Consider the following 23,970-nt stretch of genomic DNA (forward strand, 5'->3'; position numbering starts at 1 on the left):
TATAGTTGGTATATTAAATTTACGAGATTTATTTGTTAAATAATTATTTTATTATGCGAAAGTCAACTATTTCATTTCTGTTAATTGTTTGTGTTTTATCCCTTTGTCATGATACTATTTATGCCCGTTCAATAAAAAAACGAAAGGTTAAAAAGCTGTTTAAGCATTCGCAGATTGTTAACGACCACTTTACCGGTTTCGCGCTTTATGACCTGGACGAGCATAAAATGATATATGAATTAAATGCCGATAAATATTTTACCCCGGCCTCCAATACCAAGCTCTTTACTTTTTATACCTGTCTTAAAATGCTTGGCGATTCTATCCCCGCGTTACGCTACCAAACCCGCGGCGATTCGCTGATATTTTGGGGCACCGGCGATCCCTCCTTTTTGCACAGCGACTTGAAAGGCGTGAACGGACTTGATTTTTTGACGAGCAGCAATAAACATCTTTTTTATTCGCCCGGCAATTATACCGGCGAGTTTTTTGGCGCAGGCTGGGCCTGGGACGATTATAATGATTATTACCAGGCCGAAATTACCGCCCTGCCCATTGAAGATAATGTTGCCCAGCTTTACGCTGATCGGGACGGCAACATGCAGGTGAAACCAAGCTATTTAAAACGGTTTTTAAATGCAGATATCAACTATCGTCCTGCCCAGTTTAAAGTTAAGCGAGATTTTATCAGCAATAATTTTGTATACCCTGCCGGCGGGATCCCCCCAAATTACAAACAGGAAATCCCCTGGAAAACAAGCCTGCAATTGACCATGGCCCTGTTGCAGGATACATTGAAAAAGCCCGTATCGTTATTGCAGGAACCAATGGCCGCTGATGCCAAAATTGTTTTCAACACCAATGCCGATTCGGTTTACCGCCGTATGCTGCAGCCAAGCGATAATTTTATTGCCGAGCAATTGCTGCTGGTTTGTTCGTCTCTGAAGTTTAATACCCTTAATACCGATTCGGTGATCAATTACTCAAAAGCACATTTTTTGAATGATTTGCCCGATGTTCCGCAATGGGTTGATGGCTCGGGATTGTCGCGCTATAATTTGTTTACCCCTCGGGATATCGTAGCCCTGCTGCTCAAAATTCAGGACGAAGTGAAAGATGAAAACCTGCTGCATAGCATGATGCCGATAGGCGGCGTTGCCGGTACAATTAAAAGCACCTATAAAACAGATAACGGGCAGCCATTTGTATGGGCTAAAACAGGATCGCTAAGCAATAACCACAATCAAAGCGGCTATATGGTTACCCGCAAAGGCAAACGGCTGGCTTTTGCCTTTATGAATAATAACTTTACCCGGCCTTCCCGCGAAATAAGAGATGAAATGGTGAGGATCATGACGTATATACATGAGGAGTTTTAAAGAAAGCTGAAAGCAAAACTCGCAATGACGGGTGGAAATAGAAGTTTTCTTTTGGCGCATGTGTTGTGCGATTGGTTGCAGGTATGCTCACTTGTGCCGATTAGAAAAAGCACAATTAAAAGGGCCCTACCCCTTCCCCTCTCCTCCATCCTTTTTTAAATTTCCTTCAAGCTGGGGGTTTTGAGCGGGCAGGATCTTTACGCGGTGTTCAACTTCGGTTTGCTGGATGTGAACGGCGTAATCAGCAGGTTCAATATGGCTTCCGCTGGCTTCGGCAAATACCTGGGTAAACTCTGCTCCAATGTATAATATAGCTGATGTATAATAGATCCAAACCAAAATTACAATAATGGAACCCGCAGCTCCATAGGCCGAACCTTGCGCAGTGTATTGAATATAAAGGCTGATGGCATACTGGCCCAGCATAAACAGGATAGCCGTAAATATGGCTCCGCTACGCACATCGCGCCATTTGATCTTAACATCGGGCAAAAACTTGAATATGATACCGAATAAGGTAGTGATCACCACCAGGGTAATACCAAGGTTTAAAACCTCGACAACTATTTTGGTTACAGAATCTATCCCCGGTAAAAAACGCTGGATCTGGCTTTGAAGTGCGCTTATGATCAGGTTGATAATGAGCGAGGCTAATAACAGGAACCCCAGGCTGATGATGAGCGAAAATGATACAAAGCGGTTTCTGAGGAGCTGTAGCCAGCCGCTTTTGGGTTTGGCTTTAACCCGCCAGATCATATTAAGCGAATCCTGAATCTCGATAAAAATACTGCTTGCGCCTAATAAAAGCGTAACTACGCCAATAATAACGGCTATGCCCGATTTTCCGGACAATGCCAGGTGCTTCAGTACATCCTGGATTTGTGCTGCTGGTCCTTTGCCAACATAATGAACAATTTGAGGATATAAGCGATCGGTCGCGGCATCTTGTCCAAAAACAAGACCTGCTACCGATATTACAATAATTAATAATGGAGCGATTGAAAAAACGGTATAATAAGCCAGTGATGCACTTAATTTTAAGCCGTTATCTTTTGAAAAGGCCGAGAACGATGCCAGCAGCACCCTCCATAGTTGTTTGAAATATTCTTTGCTGAAAAGCTTCATGCCTGTATTTTTGTGAGGTTAACGCCGTTTGTGTATAGCTAAGCAATATTAATGCCTTTTGTAGGGTTGTGTGATAAAAGGTGTAAGTTTTGAAGCGGTAAGCGCAGGAAAGACCTATAAATTTTGAACGGGAATATCCAGCAATTCATACCCGGCCCAGCCTGTAAAATCATAATGCCACCATTCGGTTGAGATCACCCTGAAGCCGTATTTGGCCATTACTGTTTTCAACAGTTCGCGGTTGGCAATTTGTTGTGCCGGTAAATCCATGTAGTCTGCCCCTGCCCTGCGGCTAAAGCTGTCAAACCCTGTTGGCATATCCAGTTCTTTGCCGGTTTTAAGATTGATGAGAGAAAGGTCAATTGCGCAGCCCCTGTTATGTTTTGAACCCTTGCGCGGGTCGGCTACGAAATTGGTATCAGAGGCCATTTCGTAAAAATTAACCGTAACCGAATATGGCCGGTAAGCATCATAAATTTTAAGGCCAAGCCCCTGCGTTTTTAATTCGGCCTCAACCTGCTGAAGCGCTTTTACAACCGGAAGCCTTGCAAACGCTTTGGCCGTGGTGTACATGCGGCGGTGCATAAAATTGTTGCTTGTGGCATATCGCAGGTCTAAGGCGATGCCTGGAATGTATTTTTTTATTTCAACCAGCTGTTTATCGGGGTTGGCCTTCACCTGTAGCTTATAACGGGCAATACCGCAAACTTTTGTACTGTCGATATATTTATAATGCTGCGCACTAACGCGTAATGTTACGGCAGTAAACAGCAACAGCATTAAATATTTACTGACCATATTATCTGTGCGATACGATGAGCAGATCAAGGTCTTTGCAGGGGATGGAGAAACGTTCGCCGATGTGTTTGTTGGTTAGCTGGCCCTGGTAAATATAAACCGCGTTGCGTACGCCTGATTTTTGCCAGATGAGGTTTTTGATGCCCCCCATATCGCCGATATCAAGTAGTATCGGGGCAAAAATATTGGTAAGCGCATAAGTAGCGGTACGGGCTACGCGCGATGCAATATTAGGTACACAATAATGAATTACATCATACTTGCGGAAAACAGGATGCGTATGGTTGGTAACTTCGGATGTTTCAAAGCAGCCGCCCTGGTCAATGCTTACATCAATGATCACCGAGTCGCGTTTCATGCGGCTAACGGTAGCTTCAGAGATAATACATGGACTGCGTCCGTCCTCAGCCCGAAGCGCGCCAATGGCTACATCGCAGGTGGTGATGGCTTTTTCCAATACAATAGGCTGCACTACCGAGGTGAAAACCCTTGCACCGATATTGTTTTGCAGGCGGCGAAGCTTGTATATGGATGGGTCGAACACTTTAACTTCGGCGCCCAGTGATATAGCGGTACGTGCTGCGTACTCACCTACTGTGCCTGCTCCGAGTATCACAATTTCAGTAGGCGGAACACCTGTTATGCCTCCCAGCATCAGGCCCTTGCCCTCAAAAACATTACTTAAATATTCGGCTGCTATGAGTATGGAGGTAGCGCCAACAATTTCGCTCATGGCCCTTACCACCGTAAGTATATTTCCCTCATCGCGCAGGTGTTCAAAACTTAGCGCGGTGATTTTTTTGACCATCAGTGCGTGGATACTTTCGGCTTTAAGCGTAGCCAATTGCAGGGTGGAGATCAGAATTTGCCCTGGTTTCATCATTTCAATTTCGTGGGCGGTAGGCGGCGCTATTTTAATGATGATATCGGCTTCGTAAACCTTTTTGGTATCATAAACTATCTGCGCGCCCTGCTCGCTGTAATCCTTATCCGAAAAATTAGCGGCCTGTCCGGCATGGGTTTCCAGCAATACGTCGTGACCGTTATTAACCAGCAAGGCTACCGAAAGCGGCGTTAACGGCACGCGGTTTTCCTGGAAGGAGACCTCTTTAGGAATGCCGATGTATAGCTTGTTCTTTTTACTTTTTACCTCCAGCAACGACTCCTGGGGTTGCATCATTGCTTGTTTGGCAATATCCGAAAACCCGCTATATATCCCTGAACTCATGATGTATTGTTTTTAAGGCTGTTGAAGATAATAAAAAACGATGGATGATAAAACTAAATATTTTCGATGCTGATGCTATGCGAATTGCTGTCCAAAACGTTGATCCGGATAGTGGTATAGTGGTCCGGGAGCAGGTCGGGAATCTTTTCGGGCCACTCAATAAAGCAGTAGGCACCGCTATAAAAATATTCCTCATAGCCCATATCAAGCGCTTCTGTTTGGTTTTTAAGGCGATAGAAATCAAAATGAAAGATCCGGCTGTCGCGGCCAATGTATTCGTTCACGATAGAAAACGTTGGACTGGTGGCCTGTTCGGTTACACCTAAGGTTTCACACAAAACTTTGATAAGCGTTGTTTTCCCAGCGCCCATTTCGCCATAAAAAAGAAAAATTTTATTCCCCGCCGAGTTGGCCAGTATGGCTTCGGCTGCCTGCGGAAGTTTGGATAATGAATTTACAGATAGTTGCACAGTGTAATGATGTTATGTCGGCCTGTCATCCTGAGCCTGTCGAAGGATCGCGCGGAGGGGCTTGCCCACCATGGTTCGACGGGCTCACCATGACACCCTTTTATTTACATTCAAAAATACTCAAAATCCCTAAATTATAAATTAGCTGTCAACGCCTTAAAAAAAGATTCTTTTGCTTCAATATGTGGGATATGCCCGCAATTGTCAAATTCAATGAGCTTACAGCCGGGAATCTTTTTAGCAGTTTCGGGGCCTAGTATTTTATACTGACCGTGTTTGGCTTTTTCTTCCTCGCTGAGCAAGGCCTTGCCTACAATGGTTTTATCCTCTTTGCCTATGAACAATACCGTTGGTGCTTTAATGAGGCCAAATTCATAACAAACCGGCTGCTCATAGATCATTTCAAAGGTGAGTGCTGCAACTTTAGCATAACGCGGGAAATCGGCGCTTTTACTTACGCCTGCACCAATGGCAACTAAATAATCATATTCAGGTTTCCAGGTAGTGAAGTAGGATGTTTGGTAGTATTTCTTAACGCTTTCGTAGCTGGTTTTCAACTCGGCCTTATAATCATCCTCGGCACTTGCATAAGGCACAAAGGTGCGGTAATCCTCTAAGCCAATAGGGTCTTCAAGCAGGAGTTTTTCAACTGTGTTCGGGTACATAAGTGTGAAACGGGTAGCCAGCATCCCTCCCATGGAATGCCCCATTAAGGTGATCTTTTGGATCCCTAAGCTATCCAGCAGGTTTTTGTTAAACCTTGCCAACTGGTGAAAGCTGTAATGAATAAATGCTTTTGATGATTTGCCAAACCCTATTTGATCGGGCACTATTACCCGGTAGCCTTTATCGTTTAATAGCTTAATTACGTCTTTCCAATAATATCCGCCAAAGTTTTTCCCATGGAAAAGCACGATGGTTTTGCCATTTGGAGTAGCCGCTTTTACATCCATATAAGCCATGCGGATGTCCTGCCCTTCAACTTTTATGGGCATGAAATTTACGGGGTATGGGTACTTTACATTTTCGAGTGTGATAGAAAGGGTATCGGACTGGGCATGGGCCGTAATGGTTCCGGATATCAGGAGAAGGAGGATTAGTATTTTGCGCATGTAGAAGATACAGGAGATGGAATTAAATGTTTGTCACTTGGTTCCTAAAGGAGGAGTTTGACCTGATGGTGACGATTACATAGCCAGCAGTAATAAGCTCGCAAAGGCGCGAAGACGCTAAGAAAAAGCTTTGCGCCTTCGCGCCTTTGCGAGAAATAGTGTATAAGCCAGAAGATCATCTAAACAAAAAAGTCCCACCATTACGGCGGGACCTTCAGTTAATAGCTTAAACGAGATCAGGATTTTTTATTACTGTTAAATCCAAAGGGAACCACCACTTTAAAGCTGATGTTGCGCCCCATATTAAATATGCCGGGGTGTACACCTTCAGGCACGTTAGGATTATCAAAATATTTAAGCCTGCTCATGTTTGATTGGTAGTTAACATTGGCAAGGTTGGTGCCTTCAATAAAAAGCTTAATAACCGGCTGACCAGCTTTATTAACAATGTTGCCGCCGAAGCCTGCGCTTAACAGGTTGTAGCCTGCGGTGTAGGTTTCTGTTCCGTATGCTGCGAAAAAGCGGTCTTGCGCACTGTAATGGTCAAAGCCGACAAAGGCATAAATGCTTTTAACTTTACCGAAGCCGCCGTTAAATGTACCACGCAGTTCTGAGTGTGTGTGCAATGGCGGAATGAATGGCAGGTATTTTAAGCTATCAGCTACCGGGCCGCCGTTGCCTTTGTTTTCGCCATAGGTTAAGCTTAAAGAGTTTTCAAAGTGCAGCCATGTTAGCGGGTGCAGGTCAACGCTGACCTCGCCGCCATAAATGCGGGCTTTACTTTGTACATAGGTAAACGTGGTATAACCCTGAGTATAAACCGGACTGCCATCGGCAGCTAATACCTGTTGCTGATATATATAGTTTGACAGGTTGTTGTTAAACACCTCAACACTGGCCGAGATATTGGGCAGCGTAAGGAAGGTGCCAATATCTTCCTGCAAACTAAACTCAGGTTTAAAGTTTTTATCGCCGATGTGATAGATCTGTGAACCCGGATCCGGGCCGTTAGCTGAGATCTCGGCAATGCTTGGCGCCCTGAAACCGCGCGAAATATTACCCTTGATCAGGAAAGCATCCGACACATTATAGGTTGCTCCAAAGCTGCCTGAAAAGCCGCTGAACCTTTTGTTAAACGAATCAAATTGTTTAGTAACATTTGCTGCTGTTTCGGGATTGCTGCCGGTATATAACTGCGGAAACCCATTCCGGCCAAGTGTATCAACATAGGCTGCGCTGTTGCTGAACGAGCGGGTATCATACCTTGCGCCTGCTGAAAGGTCAAGCTTGCCGAAACTCTTTTTGATTACAAAGAAAGGGCCGATATCAAACTGATGATAGGCTGGGATCGGGAAGTCGGTAGCATCGCCAATGGTATTGTTTTGGTACTGCCCATTAATGCCAAAGGTGGTTTCATAATCGTTACCGATGTTAAAGTTGTACTTAACATCATAAGTATAAGTAGTAAGGTGCAGGTTAAGTCCGGCAATATCGCCCGCCTCGGGGTGGGTATATTCACGACGGTGGCTGAATTGATAGCCCAGGTTAACTGCAAGGTTTCCGTTGCCTAATATAAAGTTACTGTTATTGTAGATGCGGTAAAGTTGTACGTGCTGATGCAATGTTGGGATGCCGTACGAGTTTAAAACCGATTGCGGAACAATTGGTCTGGGGGCATCACCGTCCTCAACAACCTGTCGCGTAAATTTGCGGGTAAGCGAGTCGCGGCTGCCGTCGGGGATAGCCTGCTCATCATCAAATACTGAGGCATGCAGGTATGAATAGCCCCATGATTTATTAAGGCCTACCATTACGCGGGCATCTTTTTCGCGGTAGTTGGTAGCATATACACGGCCGTCATGCTCGTTTTGATAATCCTTGCTGCCTTTAGCCGAAACTACTGTACCCCAGATAAGGCCGTTTTGATTGCCCTGCAACCTGAATGAACCATTATATAAGCCCTGGTTGGTGCCATACAGGCCTTGTACCGATCCGAGGATCTTCCCTTCGGGTACTGGTGCCGGCGAGATGAGGTTCACAACACCGCCAATAGCATCCGAACCATAGGTTAAACTTGCCGGGCCTTTGATCACCTCTACCCTGTCGATAGAGTTTTGATCCACTTCAATGCCGTGCTCATCGCCCCACTGCTGGCCTTCCTGGCGGATACCGTCCTGCAGGGTGATCACCCGGTTATAACCCAGACCATGAATAAACGGTTTTGATACGTTAGGGCCGGTAGTAACGGCACTTACGCCGGGCAGTGTGGCTATCTGGTCGATAATGTTACCCGAGGCCGCACGCTGTTCCAAATAGGCTTTACCTACTGCTAACATGGGCACTGGGCTGCGTTTTATTTCGGTGGCTTTGCTTACACCGGTAATAACAACCTCGCCTGCTTCAAGCGACGAAGTTTGCATTTTGACATCAAATACGCTTGTTTTTGAAAAATCGACCCTTTGGTTAACGGTTAAATAACCGATGTAAGTTACCTGAACAAGGAAAATCCCCTTAGGCACGTTGGCGAAGCTGTATTTACCATTCACATCGGTAATGGCCCCTTTGCGTAAATCCGGAATGTTTACTGTTGCGCCGATAATGGGTTTACCGTCGGCTTTATCAGTAATAGTACCTGAAAGGCTGCCCACTGCATCTTCAGTTTTATTATTTATGGCGTTAGCGGAGTTGTTGGCAAATACAAAAGATTGAGCAGATACTAATAATATAATGAAGCTTATAAGCTTTAATTTCATGATGAAAATTTAAGAAAATTCAATAATGCCGCTGTTGGGGCGGTTTTGTTTTGAGGAAAAGATAAGATAGCGTTATACAGCTGCCGGAGGGGCTCTGCCAGCCGAGAGGATAAGCGCAATGCTTACAAAGTCGTAATCGCCGGGTTTAAAAACGTGGGCAGATGTTACGAGGGGGATTAAAAATAGGGTATTGCTTACCACCAATGCATCGGTATGGTGCATGGCATCGCACAGTAAACATTTTTCTTTGACTGTTTGCTGCCCTTGGGCCACATGACTGTGTTTGGTAATACCTTTAATAAGGATATGCTGGTGCGAATAAACCATATACTGCCCGGCCACAAAGCAAACAAGCAGCAGCCACGCGAATACAATATGTAGGCGGTTTTTTTTCACAGTCAACATCCTTTTAACGGACTAAAGCAAAAGTAAGTATTAAAACGGGAATATTAATGCAACATTGTAACAATAATGCGATCGTTCATTAGTTCACTGGTTCATTAGTTTATTTGTCCTTTCTCTCGTACAGGTATTAAAACGGGGTTATTAAACTTTTCACCAATGAACCAGTGAACTAATGAACCAATGAACCTATCTTTGCCAATTATGACACCTGCCGAGATCAATAAAAAATGGGACGTGCTGCAGCAGCGGATAGCTGAGGATTTCGATAACGAAAAACCCGATATAAAAGTGATGCTTTTTTTGATCGGTGTACAGGAGCTGGGGCAAGGCCCGCGTAAGTTCAGCAAGCGACAAAAAGAGGAACTGATGCATATAGCCACCTGCCGCTTAATGAGCATGGTGGGCTTTTACGAGCTTGAAGGCCTTGACCAGGATGGCTGGCCGCATTGGAAACGCATAAAAGTGATCCCTAACTATACCCTGCTTGAACAGGAAATGATGATGAAATCCCTCATTGTAAATTACTTTGAGGAGATGGATGGTGAGGGATAGTGAGTGGTTTATTGAGTTGATTAGGCGAGTGGTTGGCAAAGGGCCAATGTGTTTGTAAATGGCTTTTGAGCTGGGGATACGTGCGATTCTCTCCCCTGGGAGGGTGTAGGGAGGGGGTTCTCAACTATACTTATTAATTGGCAAGGCTTATAAAGCCCCTCCCTTCCAACACACTTGACAGCCGAAACCCTCCCCAAGGAGGGAATTTAAAATATTCGAATACCTATAATTCATCTATATCAACAATACGGTTGTTGTAATCAGAAAAAATCAACGTAATCATCGAAATCAAAAAAATCAACGGTCATATATGAAGAAACTTTTTACCCTAAGCATTCTTTTATTAACCCTTACTGCTGCATTTGCAGGGCCGCCTAAAAACCAATATGTGCGCATTCATACGGTTTATGGCGATTGTATCCTTCGTCTGTATAATGAAACACCTTTGCACAGGGATAACTTTATCAAGCTTACCAAAAAAGGATTTTATAATGGTACGCTGTTTCACCGGGTGATCCAGAATTTTATGATCCAGGGTGGTGATCCGGACTCAAAAGATCCGGTAAAAGCTAAACCCGGTGCCGAGTTAGGCAATGGCGATGTGGGTTACACCATCCCGGCCGAATTTCGCGACAGCCTGTTTCACAAACGTGGCGTACTTGCCGCTGCGCGAGATGACAATCCTAAAAAAGAATCAAGCGGCTGCCAGTTTTATATTGTAGAAGGCAAGCGCTTTACCGATGGCAAACTGGATACGCTGGAAAACACCCGGCTTAAAGGCCGCAAGATCCCGGTAGGGCAGCGCGAATGGTATAAGTCGGTTGGCGGTTCGCCTCACCTTGATCAAAACTATACCGTTTTTGGCGAGGTTGTTTCGGGTATCGATATGGTTGATAGGATTGCTGCCGTTAAAAAGGATGCCAATGATCGTCCGAATGCTGATGTGCCTATGACGGTTGAGTTGCTGAGCAAAAAGGAATGCAAGCAGTTGGATAAGATTCTTTTCCCGGAGAAAAAATAAACCAGACTACCGCGAGTTTAGCGATAGCGTAACTCGTGGTTGGCATGATGTAAGTTTTCAACTTATACAATTTAGCTGAAAGCTGAAATCATGGTACACCACGGGTTAAAAACCCGCGGCAGTGGAGCAATTTTATTGTAGTTTCGTGATTTGATTCAAATCCAAAATCGAACATCCGAAATCCGACATGAAAATAATTACATATAACGTTAACGGTATCCGTTCGGCAATAAACAAGGGTTGGCTGGCCTGGTTGCAGGCTACAGATGCTGATGTTGTTTGTTTGCAGGAAATAAAAGCAACACCCGATGTGCTCACCGATCTTGGTTTGGTTGACCAAATGGGCTATCAGCATTACTGGTTCCCGGCCGAAAAGAAAGGTTACAGTGGTACTGCCATTTTCACCAAAATATTGCCTAAACATATTGAGTATGGCTGCGGTATCCCCGACTTCGACCGAGAAGGCCGCTGTATCCGTGTTGATTTCGACGAGGTATCGGTGATGAGTGTTTATTTCCCGTCAGGCTCAAGCGGTGATGAGCGGCAAATTTTTAAATACCGTTTCCTGGATGAGTTTGGTAAATACCTTACCTTGCTTAAAGTAGAACATCCTAACCTGGTGGTCTGCGGCGATTACAATATTTGCCATCGCCCTATTGACATCCACAATCCAAAGTCAAACGCCAATTCATCAGGTTTTTTGCCGGAGGAACGCGAATGGATGGAGAACTTTATTGAAGGAGGGTTTATAGATACCTTCCGCCATATAAATAAGGAACCGCACAATTATACCTGGTGGAGTTTCCGCGCCGGGTCCCGGGGTAAAAACTTAGGCTGGCGTATCGATTATGCTATGGCCAGTACCCCGCTTGAAGATAAGATCCGCCGTGCCGCGATACTGCCCGAGGCCAAGCACTCTGACCATTGCCCAGTATTACTGGAGCTGGAATTTTAGGCCCTCTTAATTAATAAAAAAAGACGCCATTGCACGAAGCAATGGCGTCTTTTTTTATTAAAATGGATGTCATGCTGAGCTCGTCGAAGCATGGTGGGCAGGCCTCTACGCGCGAGTCTTCGACAGGCTCAGACTGACAAACCCTCTTTATTCCTATTTCGGCCCGTAAGTAACCACCGGCACTATCATTTCCTCTAACGAGATCCCTCCGTGCTGGAAGGTTTCATTATAGAAATTCACAAAGTGATTGTAGTTGTTAGGATATACAAAATAGCTATCTTCCTTTGCAAATACAAAGCTTGAGCTGATGTGCAGCCTTGGCAGCATGGCATCATGCGGGTTACGGATATGGAAAACCTCCTTGGCGTTATAGTTCAGGTTTTTGCCTTGTTTATAACGCAGGTTGGTGTTTGTATTCCTGTCGCCCACAATTTTGCTTGGGTTTTTTACGCGGATGGTGCCGTGATCTGTAGTTATCACAACACGTACCTGTTTTTGCGCAAGGAACTTCAACAGATCAAACAGCGGCGAGTGCTCAAACCACGACAGGGTTAATGAACGGTAAGCGGCATCGTCACTTGCCAGCTCGCGGATCATCTGCATATCTGTACGGGCATGCGATAGCATATCCACAAAGTTATACACCACCACGTTAAGCTCGTTGTTCATGAGGTTATTTACCGACTCATTCAGTGCTCGGCCTTCGTCAATATTCAGGATTTTGTGGTATGAGTGTTTACAATCCTTACGCAGTACGCGTTTCAGGTGATCAGCTAAAAATTCGGCTTCATATAAGTTCTTACCACCCTCATCCTCGTCGTTTTGCCACATAGATGGGTAGCGGCGCTCCATATCTAAAGGCATCAGTCCAGAAAATATGGAATTACGCGCATATTGTGTAGCTGTTGGCAGGATACTATAATAGGTATCTTCTTCCTCCAGCCTGAAGTATTCAGAAATAATAGGGTTTATGATCTTAAACTGATCGTACCGCAGGTTATCTATCAAAATGAAAAATAAAGGGCCTTTGCCATCCAGTTTGGGGAACACCTTCTTTTTAAATAATTGAGGCGATGAGGTTGGCGCCATATCCGGATTCTTGATCCAGTTAAGGTAATTGCGCTCAACAAATTTGCAAAACTGCGTGTTGGCTTCGGCTTTTTGCAGCGTCAGGATCTCGTGCATGCCGGCATCTTCCAACTGTTCAAGCTCAAGCTCCCAGTAGATCAGTTTTTTGTAAACATCAACCCATTCCTGGTGGCTCAGGTTATCATTAAGTGTCATACCCAGTGTACGGAAATCCATCTGGTAGGCCATGGTGGTTTTTTCGGTAACGAGGCGTTTGTTTTCGGTCAGCTTTTTGATGGTGAGCAATATTTGCTTAGGGTGTACCGGCTTGATCAGGTAGTCGTCAATCTTCGATCCGATGGCATCTTCCATCAGGTACTCTTCTTCGTTTTTGGTGATCAGCACAATAGGTACATCATTATTGATGTTCTTGATCTGCTGCAGAGTTTCCAGGCCGGTAAGGCCGGGCATGTTCTCGTCAAGGAAAACCAGGTCGAAATAATTGCTCTTAAAAGAGTCAACAGCGTCATAGCCATTGGTAACGGTAGTTACTTTGTAGCCCTTTTCGCCCAGGAAAAGTATATGTGGTCTTAGCAGGTCAATTTCGTCATCGGCCCATAAAATGGTGGTGTCTTGCATGGTATGTATATTAAATTTCTGAATCAAAATTTTCAGGATTAAAAAATTTCAGAATGATTCAGTATAAGGTTAAACGTTAATTCAAATATCGGTTTTTTTGCACCGAGATTCGGTAAATCCTAAAATTCTGTAATCCTGATTCAGACAAACTTCTGATTCAGACAGTAAACCCCAAAGAGATGCTTTTGTTGTTGCACAGTAAAGGTATTAACAAAATTTAACAAACCTGACTCGCTTATTTTACCTTTGTTTTACATTTTTGCACTTACATAAGCAGCATTGAATAAAAAGAAAATAATAAACGACCCGGTTTACGGTTTTATCAGTATCCCTACCGAACTGATCTTTGACCTTATATCCCATCCATACTTTCAGCGGTTACGTTATATCAAACAGCTGGGCATGACCCACCTGGTATATCCCGGTGCCCTGCATACCCGTTTTCATCATGCTTTAGGCGCGATGTACCTGATGGATACGGCGCTTGAAACCTTGCGGAGTAAGGGCCACCACATCTCTGCCGAAGAGGAAGAAGCCGTTACCATTGCCATATTGCTGCACGATATTGGTCACGGGCCGTTTTCGCATGCTTTGGAAAACACCATTATTGATGGCATAGCACACGAGGATATTTCATCCTTGCTGATGAATAAGCTCAATGAAGGGTTTGAGGGCAAGCTTACCATGGCCATTGATATTTTTAATGATACGTATCCGCGTAAGTTCCTGCACCAGCTGGTATCCAGTCAGCTGGATATGGACAGACTCGACTATCTTAATCGCGACAGTTTCTTTACGGGTGTATCTGAAGGAGTGATCAGTTCCGAGCGGATCATCAAAATGCTGAATGTTAAAGATGATCATGTGGTTGTTGACGAAAAAGGGATTTACTCGATAGAGAAATTTTTGATTGCCCGCAGGTTGATGTACTGGCAGGTTTACCTGCATAAAACAGTAATAGCAGGCGAGGAAGTACTGACCAAGATTTTTAGACGTGGCCGGGAGCTGATTTTGCGGGGCGAAAAATTGTTTGCAACCCCTGCCCTGCTGCATTTTTTAAAGAACCGCATCAGTCGCGATGCTTTTATGAACGAAGACCACCACCTGGAAACTTTTGCCTGTTTGGATGATACCGATATTATGGCCTCTGTAAAAGTGTGGGCCTACCACCCCGACCTGGTGCTTTCGCACCTTTGCAAAAACCTGGTGCAGCGTAACCTTTTCAGAGTTGATATCACCAACGAATGCCCGGATGAGGTTTTTGTTGAACAGCTCCGCCAAAAAGCAATGCAGAAATATGGGATAACTTATGAAGATGCAGCGGCATACTTTGTATTTACCACATCCATCCGCAACAACGCTTATAACCAGAACGATGGCAATATTTGCATATTAATGAAGAATGGTGAGGTAAAGGATATAGCTGCCGCCAGTGATAACTCAAACCTAATGGCTTTGGCTAAAACGGTTAAAAAACACATATTGTGTTACAATAAGGACTTGCTGAATTAACAGGCGGTTTTTCACTGTAGCGGCGCATAATTGCGTCTCCCGCATGCCGGTTACGGGAGTTTGGGATTGGCAGGGCGGCTTGCCCTAAAGGAGATGCAATTATACGTCATCTATGTAAAAGGCATTATGGATAAATGCCGGGAATGTGCACTGGCCGCGTTAGGGATTGTAGAGGAAAGCCCACAGCGAGGGCTGGAATTGCGGGTTGGGTAAGCGAGGACTTAGAACGGAAAGCCCGGCCGCAGGCAACGCCCATATTCAGAGATTGGTGAATAAAGATTAGTTGTTGTTTTTTTTAAAGAGAACGATCAAAAATGACGTTGTACATGGGATTTTAACAAATAGTAAAACAAAACCAGATATATACTTGCGACAAATGAAGAAATAGTGAAAAATGAAACACTATGACAGTCAAAACTTTTTAACGTGTGTTCATAACTCATTAATAATTTGTTGCTTCAATTTTAACATTTAAATTTGCCCGATGCAATTTACTGCTCATGATATAAGTTTACTGCTCAACGGAACTGTTGAGGGCGATGCTACAGCTACGGTTAGCCAGCTTGCTAAAATAGAAGAGGCCGGTTCCGGCTGTCTGTCTTTTTTAGCAAACCCCAAGTATGAGCCATTTCTGTATACCACCAACGCCTCAATAGTTATTGTTAATAACGATCAGCAATTGACAGCCCCGGTAAAGGCTACCCTTATCAGGGTTGAAAATGCTTACAGTGCTTTCACTATCCTGCTTGATAAATACAACACTTTCAGGCTCGATAAAAAGGGAATTGAACAGCCCAGCTTTATCCACCCCACGGCGCAGGTTGGCGCGGGGGCTTATATTGGCGCATTTGCCTACATCGGCCAAAATGTAACTATCGGCGATAATTGCAAAATTTACCCCAACGTTAACATTGGCGATAATGTAAGCCTTGGCAACAACGTAACCCTGTTTGCCGGTGCTACCGTTTATTTTGACTGCGTTATCGGGAATAATGTAATAGTGCATTCGGGCGCAGTTATTGGTAGCGATGGTTTTGGCTTTGCGCCTAACCCGGATGGAACCTATACTAAAATTGCACAGATTGGTAACGTAATATTGGAAGATGACGTTGAAGTGGGTTCAAACACCACTATCGACAGGGCAACAATGGGTTCGACGATAGTACGTAAAGGAGCTAAAATTGATAACCTGATACAAATAGCTCATAATGTTGAGATTGGCGCGGATACTGTAATTGCAGCACAATCGGGCATATCAGGAAGTACTAAAATTGGTGAAAGGGTTGTGATTGGCGGACAGGTAGGTTTTGCCGGTCACCTCAATATAGCAAACGGGTCACAGTTTTCGGCCCAGACGGGTATAAACCGCTCTATCACAGACGAGGGTAAGGCCTGGGGAGGTTCTCCAAATATGCCTTTAAAAGACTACCTTCGTGCCCACGCAAAGTTGCGTAAACTGCCCGAGCTTGACCGCAGGGTTTACGAGCTTGAAAAATTGATTGAAGAACTACGTAAAGGCGGCGCTACAGCATAGCGCCTGCCTGTAAATTTAAATATGAACGTTAAACAAAGAACTATTAAAGCGCCGGTTTCGGTATCAGGAACAGGCTTGCACACCGGACAAAGCGTTACAATGACCTTTAATCCTGCCCCTGAAAACCATGGTTATAAATTCAGGAGGGTTGATATTCCCGGTGCGCCAATTATTGATGCCGATGTTGACAATGTAACCGATACTTCGCGCGGAACATCTATCAGCCAGAACGGTGCTACTGTAAATACTGTTGAACACGTGCTGGCCGCTTTAGTTGGGCTTGAAATTGATAATGTGCTGATTGATCTTGATGGTCCGGAAACGCCAATTATGGATGGCAGCTCGATCCAGTTTGTTGACGTAATAACCGAAACAGGCCTTATTGAGCAGGATGCCGATCGCGAATACTATCACATCCCTTATAATATCCACTATTCTGAACCTGACCGTAAAGTGGAAATGGTGGCTATGCCGTTAGACGATTATCGTTTTACCTGTATGGTTGATTATAACTCGCAGGTATTAGGAAGTCAGCACGCCAGTATCTCAACCATTGGCGAGTTCAAAAAGGAAATAGCCTCATGCCGTACCTTCTGCTTTTTGCATGAGCTTGAAATGCTGTTAAAACATGACCTTATAAAAGGCGGCGATTTGAACAATGCTATCGTGGTTGTTGATAAGGATGTTGATGAAGAAGAACTTAATCACCTCGCCAAGTTGTTTAACCGTAAGGATATCAGCGTTGCACCGCAGGGTATTTTAAATAACATTGAGCTTCGCCATCAAAATGAGCCTGCACGCCACAAGCTGCTGGACATGATAGGCGATTTAGCGCTGGTTGGTGTGCCGCTTAAAGGGCATATCATGGCTGCAAGGCCGGGCCATGCCGCTAACGTTGCTTTTGCTAAAAAGATCAAGGCGTTAATTAAAAAAGAAAAAAGCCGTAAGCAGGTAAAAACGTATGACCTTAACGCCAAGCCGCTTTTTGATACGGTTGATATTATGGGGATGCTGCCCCACCGTCAGCCTTTCCTGATGATTGATAAGATCCTGGAGCTTACCAAAAGCCACGTTGTAGGTTGCAAAAACGTAACCATTAACGAGGAGTTTTTTAAAGGCCATTTCCCGGGAGCTCCAATATTTCCCGGTGTATTGCAAATTGAAGGCATGGTGCAAACAGGAGGTATCCTGGTGTTAAACACTGTTCCCGATCCGCAAAACTACCTTACCCTGTTCCTGAAAATTGAGAATGCCCGTTTTAAAAGCAAAGTAGTTCCGGGCGATACTATCATTTATATTTGTGACCTTATGGCCCCTATCCGCCGTGGTATAGCTACCATGAAAGGCGTGGGGATGGTAGGCGACCGCGTTGTTGTTGAAGCCGAACTGATGGCTCAAATTGTAAAAGTAAAAGAATCTGAAGCATGATCCAGCCATTAGCATACATACATCCACAGGCAAAAATTGCCGACAATGTGGTAATTGAACCTTTCGTTACCATTCACAAGGATGTTGAAATTGGCGAAGGTACCTGGATCGGTTCCAACTCCGTAATTATGGATGGCGCCCGCATAGGTAAAAACTGCCGGATCTTCCCCGGTGCGGTAGTATCTGCCCCGCCGCAGGATTTGAAATACAAAGGCGAGCAAAGCACGGTAACCATAGGCGATAACACTACCATACGCGAGTGTGTTACCCTTAACCGTGGTACAGCGCTTGATAAAAATACCACTACCATTGGCAGTAACTGTTTATTGATGGCCTATGTGCACGTAGCGCATGATTGCGTTATAGGCGACAACGTGATTGTTGCGAATGCTGTTCAGCTGGCTGGTCATATTACAGTTTATGATTACGCTTTCATTGGCGGTTCATCTGCCGTACACCAGTTTGTTGAGATTGGTGCACACAGTATGATCTCTGGTGGTTCATTGGTCCGTAAAGACGTTCCTCCGTTTACCAAAGCTGGCAGGGAGCCGTTATCCTATGTAGGTATTAACTCTGTAGGTTTGCGCCGCAGGGGCTTCTCGGCCGCTACCATAGCCGAGATCCAGGAGATTTACCGGATCATCTTCCTTAAAAAATATAACGTAACCAAAGCACTTGATATCATCGAAGCCGAGTTTACCCCAAGCGTGGAACGCGATGAGATCATCAACTTCCTGCAAAACTCGCAAAGAGGTATCATGAAAGGCTTTGGGAATACCTAAATTTGTCCGAATCAGAATTTACAGGATTTTAGAATTTTCAGAATCCTGTAAATCCTGATTATTTGCCTTACTATTCTGTTGATTCTTCCATTCTGAAAATTCTGATTCAGACAATATTATGATCATCACCCTCCAAAACATCGGCCGCCGCTTTAACCGCGACTGGATTTTCAAAGGGGTGGATTATACCTTTACTTCCGGCGAATCATATGCCATTCTTGGTCCTAACGGTTCCGGGAAATCAACCTTGCTACAGGTTTTAAATGGCAGTCTCTCTCCTTCGTCCGGTAAAATTGAATTTGTTAACGATGGAAAGCCGGTTGAGATAGAAACAGTTTTTACCCACTTAAGTCTTGCCGCACCCTATCTTGAGCTGATAGAAGAGTTTACCATGAGTGAGATGATCGATTTTCACTTTAAATTCAAAAGCTTTAAGCCGGGCATGGATAAAGCCCAGTTAATCGATTTGCTCAATCTGCCTAAAAGCGCCAATAAGCTTATCAAATACTTTTCGTCGGGCATGAAACAGCGCCTTAAGCTGGCCCTTGCTTTTTGTGCCGATACCCCTTTGCTCATGCTTGATGAGCCAACCTCCAACCTGGATACCCAGGGTGTTAACTGGTACCTAAGCCTCGTGCAGCAATTCGCGGCAGGTCGCCTAACCATAGTATGCTCCAACCAGGAACACGAGTACGGTTTTTGTAATCACAGGCTGAGTATTGTGGATTATAAGGTTTAGTGAGTGGTTGTTGTGCTGGTGAGTGGTTGATTAGGTTGATTGAGAGAGTGGTTTGCATGTCTGATTCAGAATCTTTCGATTGAGGAATTTCTTAAACTTCTCAGCTGGGTAGCTGGCAGTCATTGAATATTGAACTATTCAACCACTCTCCACCCACCCAATCAACCACTCACTAAAAAACTAACTACTTGTTTCTTTGCACTTAAGTAACTAAGTTTGCGCCTCAATATTATTTTATGGCTAAGGCATCAGATGTTAAAAATGGAAATGTACTTCGCTTCAACGGCGAATTAGTTCAGGTTGAAGAGTTTTTACACCGTACCCCGGGCAACTTACGCGCGTTTTACCAGGCCCGTATGCGCAACGTTAAATCAGGTAAACTGGTTGAATACCGTTTCCGTACAGATGAAGAGGTTGACATAGCCCGCGTTGAAACTAACGATTATCAATACCTGTATGACGAAGGTGATTCATTAGTAGTAATGGACAACACCACATACGATCAGCATAACGTACCAAAGGCATTATTTGGCCCCGCAGTTAAATTTTTGAAAGAAGGCATGAACGTAATTGTTGCCTTTGAAAGCGAAGAGCCTATCATGGGTACTATCCCAGGCTCTGCCGAGCTGGAAATTACTTACACGGAGCCAGCTGTTAAAGGCGATACTTCAAGCGGTGCCCTTAAAAGTGCTACTGTTGAAACAGGTGCAGAGATCCGCGTACCGTTGTTCATCAACATTGGCGATAAAGTTAAAGTTGATACAGCTACCGGCGCATACGTTGAGCGTGTAAAAGGGTAAGCCCTCCGGCCTCCTAAAGGGGGAGTGAAGGTATTTTATAAAAAGAGAAGGGGATTCGCATTGCGAATCCCCTTCTCTCATTTATCCACCCGTCATGCTGAACTTGTTTCAGCACCCCACAGGATAGATATGCGAGTTGCTAAGCATGGCGGCTTAGCGAGTGAGGTGTTGAAACAAGTTCAGCATGACCATAATTTATAAATAAACTAAAGGAAATAACCAGAGAGGCCCGCTAAGTAAAATCCGGTTAATCCTCTAATCCACCCAAATCCCGGTTCAGTTTCCCCACAATCTCATCTGCAGTCAATTTCTCCTGTACACCGCTGGTCATATCCTTAAAGGTCAATAAGCCGGTTTGTATCTCATCGCCGCCGATAACTACCACGTACGGAATGTTTTTATTGTTGGCGTAGTCCATTTGCTTTTTGATTTTTGCCCCGGCTGGATAAAGCTCGGTGTTGATATTGTTGCGGCGAAGCTGCTGTAATAGAGACAAACTATAAAGTTCGCCTTCTTTATCGAAATTGCATATAAGTACCTGTGTGGTTTGATTGCTGCCGGCCGGGAATAGGTTCAGCTCTTCCAGTACGTCATAGATCCTGTCGGCACCGAAGGAGATTCCCGCGCCGGTAAGGCCTTTTAATCCGAACATTCCGGTTAAGTCATCATATCTGCCACCGCCTCCGATGCTACCCATATTTACCTCGTTGGTTTTTACTTCGAAGATTGCGCCGGTGTAATAGTTCAATCCGCGGGCAAGGGTAATATCCAGTTCAAGCTTGGCGGTTTGCAGCGGACAGCGTTCTATATAACCAAAAACGGTTTCTATTTCATCGCAGCCCTTTAAGCCGATCTCTGATTGAGCTAATGCTTCGCGAAGGCTCGCCAGTTTTTCGGTATTGTTGCCTTCAAGCAGGATCACCGGTTTTAATTTGTCGATATCAGCATCGGTAAAGCCTTTTTCAATCAACTCTTTGATTACGCCATCAAGGCCTATTTTATCCAGTTTGTCGATGGCTACAGTTAAATCAATGATGTTATCAGCTTTGTCTATAACTTGCGCTATTCCAGATAGTATTTTTCTATTATTGATTTTTATGCTGAAATCTTTCAACCCAAGTTTGGTTAAAGCCTCATCGTAGATCATGATAAATTCAGCCTCGTTCAGCAAGGAATCGGAACCGACAACATCCGCATCGCATTGGTAAAACTCGCGGTAACGGCCACGCTGTGGCCTGTCGGCACGCCAAACCGGCTGCACCTGGAAACGCTTGAACGGAAAAGTGATCTCGTTTTGGTGTTGTACTACATAACGTGCGAAGGGCACGGTAAGATCGTAGCGGAGGGCTTTTTCGGAGATGGCTGCGGCTACTGAATTGGAGTTGCGCTCAACAAGTTTTTGTTCGTCAACTTTAGCAAGATAGTCGCCACTGTTAAGTACTTTAAATATCAGCTTATCCCCTTCTTCGCCATATTTTCCCATTAGGGTTGATGAGTTTTCCATTGTCGGTGTTTCTATCTGCTGATAGCCGTACTTACGGAAAACGGATTTAATGGTATCGAAAATATAATTGCGTTTCACCATTTCGGCCGGTGAAAAATCGCGGGTGCCTTTGGGTACAGATGGTTTAATGGATGCCATGCGGCAAATGTACAAAAAAGAGGGTTATGCGGTAGATTGTCGTGTCGGTTACTAAGCATGCGGGCCACAAGCCGGGAGGCTTGCGGCAGCGATTTATCTCCCTCCCGTCATTGCGAGGCACTAAGCAATCCCCGATTTGCAGAGCGGCTATGCAAGTCTCCCTGTAAAGTTTGGGATTGCTTCGTGCCTCGCAATGACGATTTGAGAGTTGTGTGTTTGTTACTACTACTTATGCGTGTGAAAGCTCAAGCTACTGGCAAAGCCAACCGTAACATAACCATAGCTATCTTCAAAAAACTGGTTATAGTCGTCCTGTCCGCGGTAGCCTCCGCCAACCATGAGGGCTGCATCGGGCATAAACGGAAACTGGTAATAGTATTTCAGGCTTACGTTTAAACGTTTCTTAAAGTTAAAGGAAGAATAATTATCGTACTTATCGGCAATGTAAGTAAAGTCGAACCGGATGCGCTGCCAGTTTTGATATACTTTTTTGCTCTTGTCGGTTGGATCCTCGTAGGCTTTGGCAAAGTTATACATGCGGCTGCCGTTAATACGAATAAAGCCATAATGATCTTTTAAACCCTCAGATAAACCAAGATTAAACAAGCCGGCGTGAACTTCTAAGCCCAGGTTATCGTAGCGGTTTATGATCAGGTCTTTTTTATCAAAGCGTTTACCGCTGTAATAAGTTAAAGTATAAAAGTTAGTAGTAAACTTGCCGCTGTCGCGGTTAAAGCTGCCATCGGGATTAAGTGATGGTCCGCGTACCCCGTTTGAGTGGTGTGAGTAACCGAACGAGAAGAACTTGGGATTGTAAGTGTCCTCATTTACCCTGAAGTACAGCGTACCGCCCGGCATAAAGCTCGGCGATTTTACAGGTGCCCCTTGTGAGGCCAGCAAGCGGATCTTCACCCTCGCGGTAAACACGAAAAAGAAGCGCGATTTGGGTGTACTGAACAAAATAAAGTTAGGTGCAAGATCGGCAGTAAGCTGAGTTTTTACTTTGTTAAAGTAGTCGTTCCCTCCTTCTGATACCCGCAGGTTTTGCTCATAAATATGATCGAAAGCCTGGTTAATGAGGCGCTTTTTCATCAGCGCGCTATCGGCCAGTGTATCTGCCGGAGCTGTGGTATGGCTAATTGCGGCCGCTTTTAAATTATCGGCAGCAATAAAAATAAACAAGGCACAAATTGCTTTTAATGCAAACGTGAACTTGAAACGCGAAGTCAAGCCGGACTTCATAAAAGCCGGCTCTGAAAAATAAAAATTGATCAATGTAGTAAGTATTATTTTACCGATAATGTCTGGGTTGTAGTTAATTATAGCTAACCATATGTGTTAACGTACGGTTAATTATAACGGCGCAATATTACTTATTATAAGTTTTTTCGCAATCGGGCATATGTCAGCATTAAGTAAATGTATCGGTAATCGGCATCTTGTGACATTAGCCGGAAATTATAAGCGTTTGTTGGCTGGTTCTGTGGCGCGAATGAATAAGAAATTTTTACACTAATTTTTTCGAATTAATCTAATTACACGAATTTTTCAATTGCATAAATTTGAAATTCGTGTAATTCGATTAATTGTGGTACATGGAAAAATCAATTCGTGTGAAAATTTCTTACTGCGATTTTTAAATACTCAACCGGCATCAACTGGCGCGAGTATGCAGCGTTGGTTTGCAGGGCCGGGTACTCGTGACTTCTTGAGGATTGTCAACAGTGTTTTGTTAAACGTAGGCTTATTTTGCCCCAAGGGGCAAAATAACGCATTTCAATCCGGAATTATGGTGGTGCTATTTTGTCAGTACTTAGTACTATTCATTCCGTTAATTTGGAAAAACTTAAAAAACCCATAAAAACAACTAAAATAAATACGGTTTTTCAGACCTGCGTGTGAAACACTTTTTAACTATCCCTTTAAGTTTTATTTATTGATAATCAATTATTTAAAGATGTTTCACGCTGTGTTTTAAACGTTTGATTATCAGTGTGTTTCATAAAAAAGGTGTTTCGCTGTTTCACT

General features: G+C 44.2%; 20 protein-coding genes. 10 read left to right on the forward strand and 10 right to left on the reverse strand.

What is annotated here, in order from left to right; all coding sequences use genetic code 11:
• Positions 1-53 precede the first annotated feature (53 nt).
• Entirely contained in the window at positions 54-1,379 is a 1,326-nt protein-coding gene (locus AC1DUD_RS18025) for a D-alanyl-D-alanine carboxypeptidase/D-alanyl-D-alanine-endopeptidase (protein WP_477376836.1), read from the forward strand.
• A gap of 126 nt (positions 1,380-1,505) precedes the next feature.
• On the opposite strand, the gene AC1DUD_RS18030 is transcribed toward AC1DUD_RS18025, so the two are convergent.
• The 7 genes from AC1DUD_RS18030 to AC1DUD_RS18060 form a co-directional block, all read right to left on the reverse strand.
• Positions 1,506-2,504 (reverse strand): YihY/virulence factor BrkB family protein, encoded by a 999-nt coding sequence (locus AC1DUD_RS18030; protein WP_477376838.1) that lies wholly within the window; start codon positions 2,502-2,504, stop codon positions 1,506-1,508.
• 114 nt (positions 2,505-2,618) lie between these two features.
• A complete protein-coding gene (locus AC1DUD_RS18035) occupies positions 2,619-3,302 on the reverse strand; it encodes a M15 family metallopeptidase (protein ID WP_477376840.1) in 684 nt (227 codons plus the stop codon).
• Between the two features lies 1 nt (position 3,303).
• Complete coding sequence (locus AC1DUD_RS18040; protein WP_477376842.1) at positions 3,304-4,530, reverse strand: alanine dehydrogenase; 1,227 nt, start codon at positions 4,528-4,530, stop codon at positions 3,304-3,306.
• A gap of 53 nt (positions 4,531-4,583) precedes the next feature.
• Positions 4,584-5,000 (reverse strand): tRNA (adenosine(37)-N6)-threonylcarbamoyltransferase complex ATPase subunit type 1 TsaE, encoded by a 417-nt coding sequence (gene tsaE / locus AC1DUD_RS18045; RefSeq protein ID WP_477376844.1) that lies wholly within the window; start codon positions 4,998-5,000, stop codon positions 4,584-4,586.
• Positions 5,001-5,134: 134 nt separating this feature from the next.
• Positions 5,135-6,112, reverse strand: coding sequence for an alpha/beta fold hydrolase (locus tag AC1DUD_RS18050; RefSeq protein ID WP_477376846.1), 978 nt, complete (start codon positions 6,110-6,112; stop codon positions 5,135-5,137).
• Positions 6,113-6,348: 236 nt separating this feature from the next.
• Entirely contained in the window at positions 6,349-8,865 is a 2,517-nt protein-coding gene (locus tag AC1DUD_RS18055; protein ID WP_477376848.1) for a TonB-dependent receptor, read from the reverse strand.
• A 72-nt stretch (positions 8,866-8,937) separates the two neighbouring features.
• Entirely contained in the window at positions 8,938-9,261 is a 324-nt protein-coding gene (locus AC1DUD_RS18060; RefSeq protein ID WP_477376850.1) for a hypothetical protein, read from the reverse strand.
• Between the two features lie 210 nt (positions 9,262-9,471).
• Here AC1DUD_RS18060 and AC1DUD_RS18065 point away from each other — a divergent pair, with 210 nt between their 5' ends.
• The 3 genes from AC1DUD_RS18065 to AC1DUD_RS18075 all read left to right on the forward strand — a co-directional run bounded on the left by AC1DUD_RS18065 (position 9,472) and on the right by AC1DUD_RS18075 (position 11,798).
• The gene (locus tag AC1DUD_RS18065; protein WP_477377254.1) at positions 9,472-9,822 is read left to right on the forward strand and encodes a hypothetical protein; all 351 of its coding nucleotides are present in this window, start codon (positions 9,472-9,474) and stop codon (positions 9,820-9,822) included.
• A gap of 310 nt (positions 9,823-10,132) precedes the next feature.
• The gene (locus AC1DUD_RS18070) at positions 10,133-10,843 is read left to right on the forward strand and encodes a peptidylprolyl isomerase (protein ID WP_477376852.1); all 711 of its coding nucleotides are present in this window, start codon (positions 10,133-10,135) and stop codon (positions 10,841-10,843) included.
• Between the two features lie 187 nt (positions 10,844-11,030).
• Positions 11,031-11,798 carry an exodeoxyribonuclease III gene (locus AC1DUD_RS18075; protein ID WP_477376854.1) on the forward strand — a complete coding sequence of 256 codons (768 nt, stop codon included), beginning with the start codon at positions 11,031-11,033 and terminating at the stop codon, positions 11,796-11,798.
• Positions 11,799-11,951: 153 nt separating this feature from the next.
• Here AC1DUD_RS18075 and porX read toward each other — a convergent pair whose 3' ends face one another.
• Positions 11,952-13,505 carry a T9SS response regulator signal transducer PorX gene (porX, locus tag AC1DUD_RS18080; protein WP_477376856.1) on the reverse strand — a complete coding sequence of 518 codons (1,554 nt, stop codon included), beginning with the start codon at positions 13,503-13,505 and terminating at the stop codon, positions 11,952-11,954.
• 279 nt (positions 13,506-13,784) lie between these two features.
• On the opposite strand from porX, the gene AC1DUD_RS18085 reads away from it, so the two are divergent.
• From AC1DUD_RS18085 to efp, 6 genes are all read left to right on the forward strand, one after another.
• On the forward strand, positions 13,785-15,017 hold the full coding sequence (locus tag AC1DUD_RS18085) for an HD domain-containing protein (protein WP_477376858.1): 1,233 nt from the start codon (positions 13,785-13,787) through the stop codon (positions 15,015-15,017).
• A 484-nt stretch (positions 15,018-15,501) separates the two neighbouring features.
• Complete coding sequence (gene lpxD / locus AC1DUD_RS18090; protein ID WP_477376860.1) at positions 15,502-16,551, forward strand: UDP-3-O-(3-hydroxymyristoyl)glucosamine N-acyltransferase; 1,050 nt, start codon at positions 15,502-15,504, stop codon at positions 16,549-16,551.
• Positions 16,552-16,572: 21 nt separating this feature from the next.
• Positions 16,573-17,979 (forward strand): bifunctional UDP-3-O-[3-hydroxymyristoyl] N-acetylglucosamine deacetylase/3-hydroxyacyl-ACP dehydratase, encoded by a 1,407-nt coding sequence (locus AC1DUD_RS18095; protein WP_477376862.1) that lies wholly within the window; start codon positions 16,573-16,575, stop codon positions 17,977-17,979.
• The gene (gene lpxA / locus AC1DUD_RS18100; protein ID WP_090532656.1) at positions 17,976-18,761 is read left to right on the forward strand and encodes an acyl-ACP--UDP-N-acetylglucosamine O-acyltransferase; all 786 of its coding nucleotides are present in this window, start codon (positions 17,976-17,978) and stop codon (positions 18,759-18,761) included. The genes AC1DUD_RS18095 and lpxA overlap by 4 nt, the downstream gene beginning before the upstream one ends.
• A gap of 118 nt (positions 18,762-18,879) precedes the next feature.
• Positions 18,880-19,500, forward strand: coding sequence for an ABC transporter ATP-binding protein (locus AC1DUD_RS18105; RefSeq protein WP_477376865.1), 621 nt, complete (start codon positions 18,880-18,882; stop codon positions 19,498-19,500).
• 236 nt (positions 19,501-19,736) lie between these two features.
• Positions 19,737-20,300 carry an elongation factor P gene (efp, locus tag AC1DUD_RS18110; protein WP_243484433.1) on the forward strand — a complete coding sequence of 188 codons (564 nt, stop codon included), beginning with the start codon at positions 19,737-19,739 and terminating at the stop codon, positions 20,298-20,300.
• A 247-nt stretch (positions 20,301-20,547) separates the two neighbouring features.
• Here the strand turns inward: efp and hisS are convergent, their stop codons facing one another.
• Positions 20,548-21,942, reverse strand: a complete 1,395-nt coding sequence (gene hisS, locus AC1DUD_RS18115) for a histidine--tRNA ligase (protein ID WP_477376868.1) — start codon at positions 21,940-21,942, stop codon at positions 20,548-20,550.
• A 225-nt stretch (positions 21,943-22,167) separates the two neighbouring features.
• Complete coding sequence (locus AC1DUD_RS18120) at positions 22,168-23,184, reverse strand: hypothetical protein (RefSeq protein WP_477376870.1); 1,017 nt, start codon at positions 23,182-23,184, stop codon at positions 22,168-22,170.
• Positions 23,185-23,970: the final 786 nt, after the last annotated feature.

The sequence above is a fragment of the Mucilaginibacter sp. P4_A11 genome (assembly GCF_056402535.1).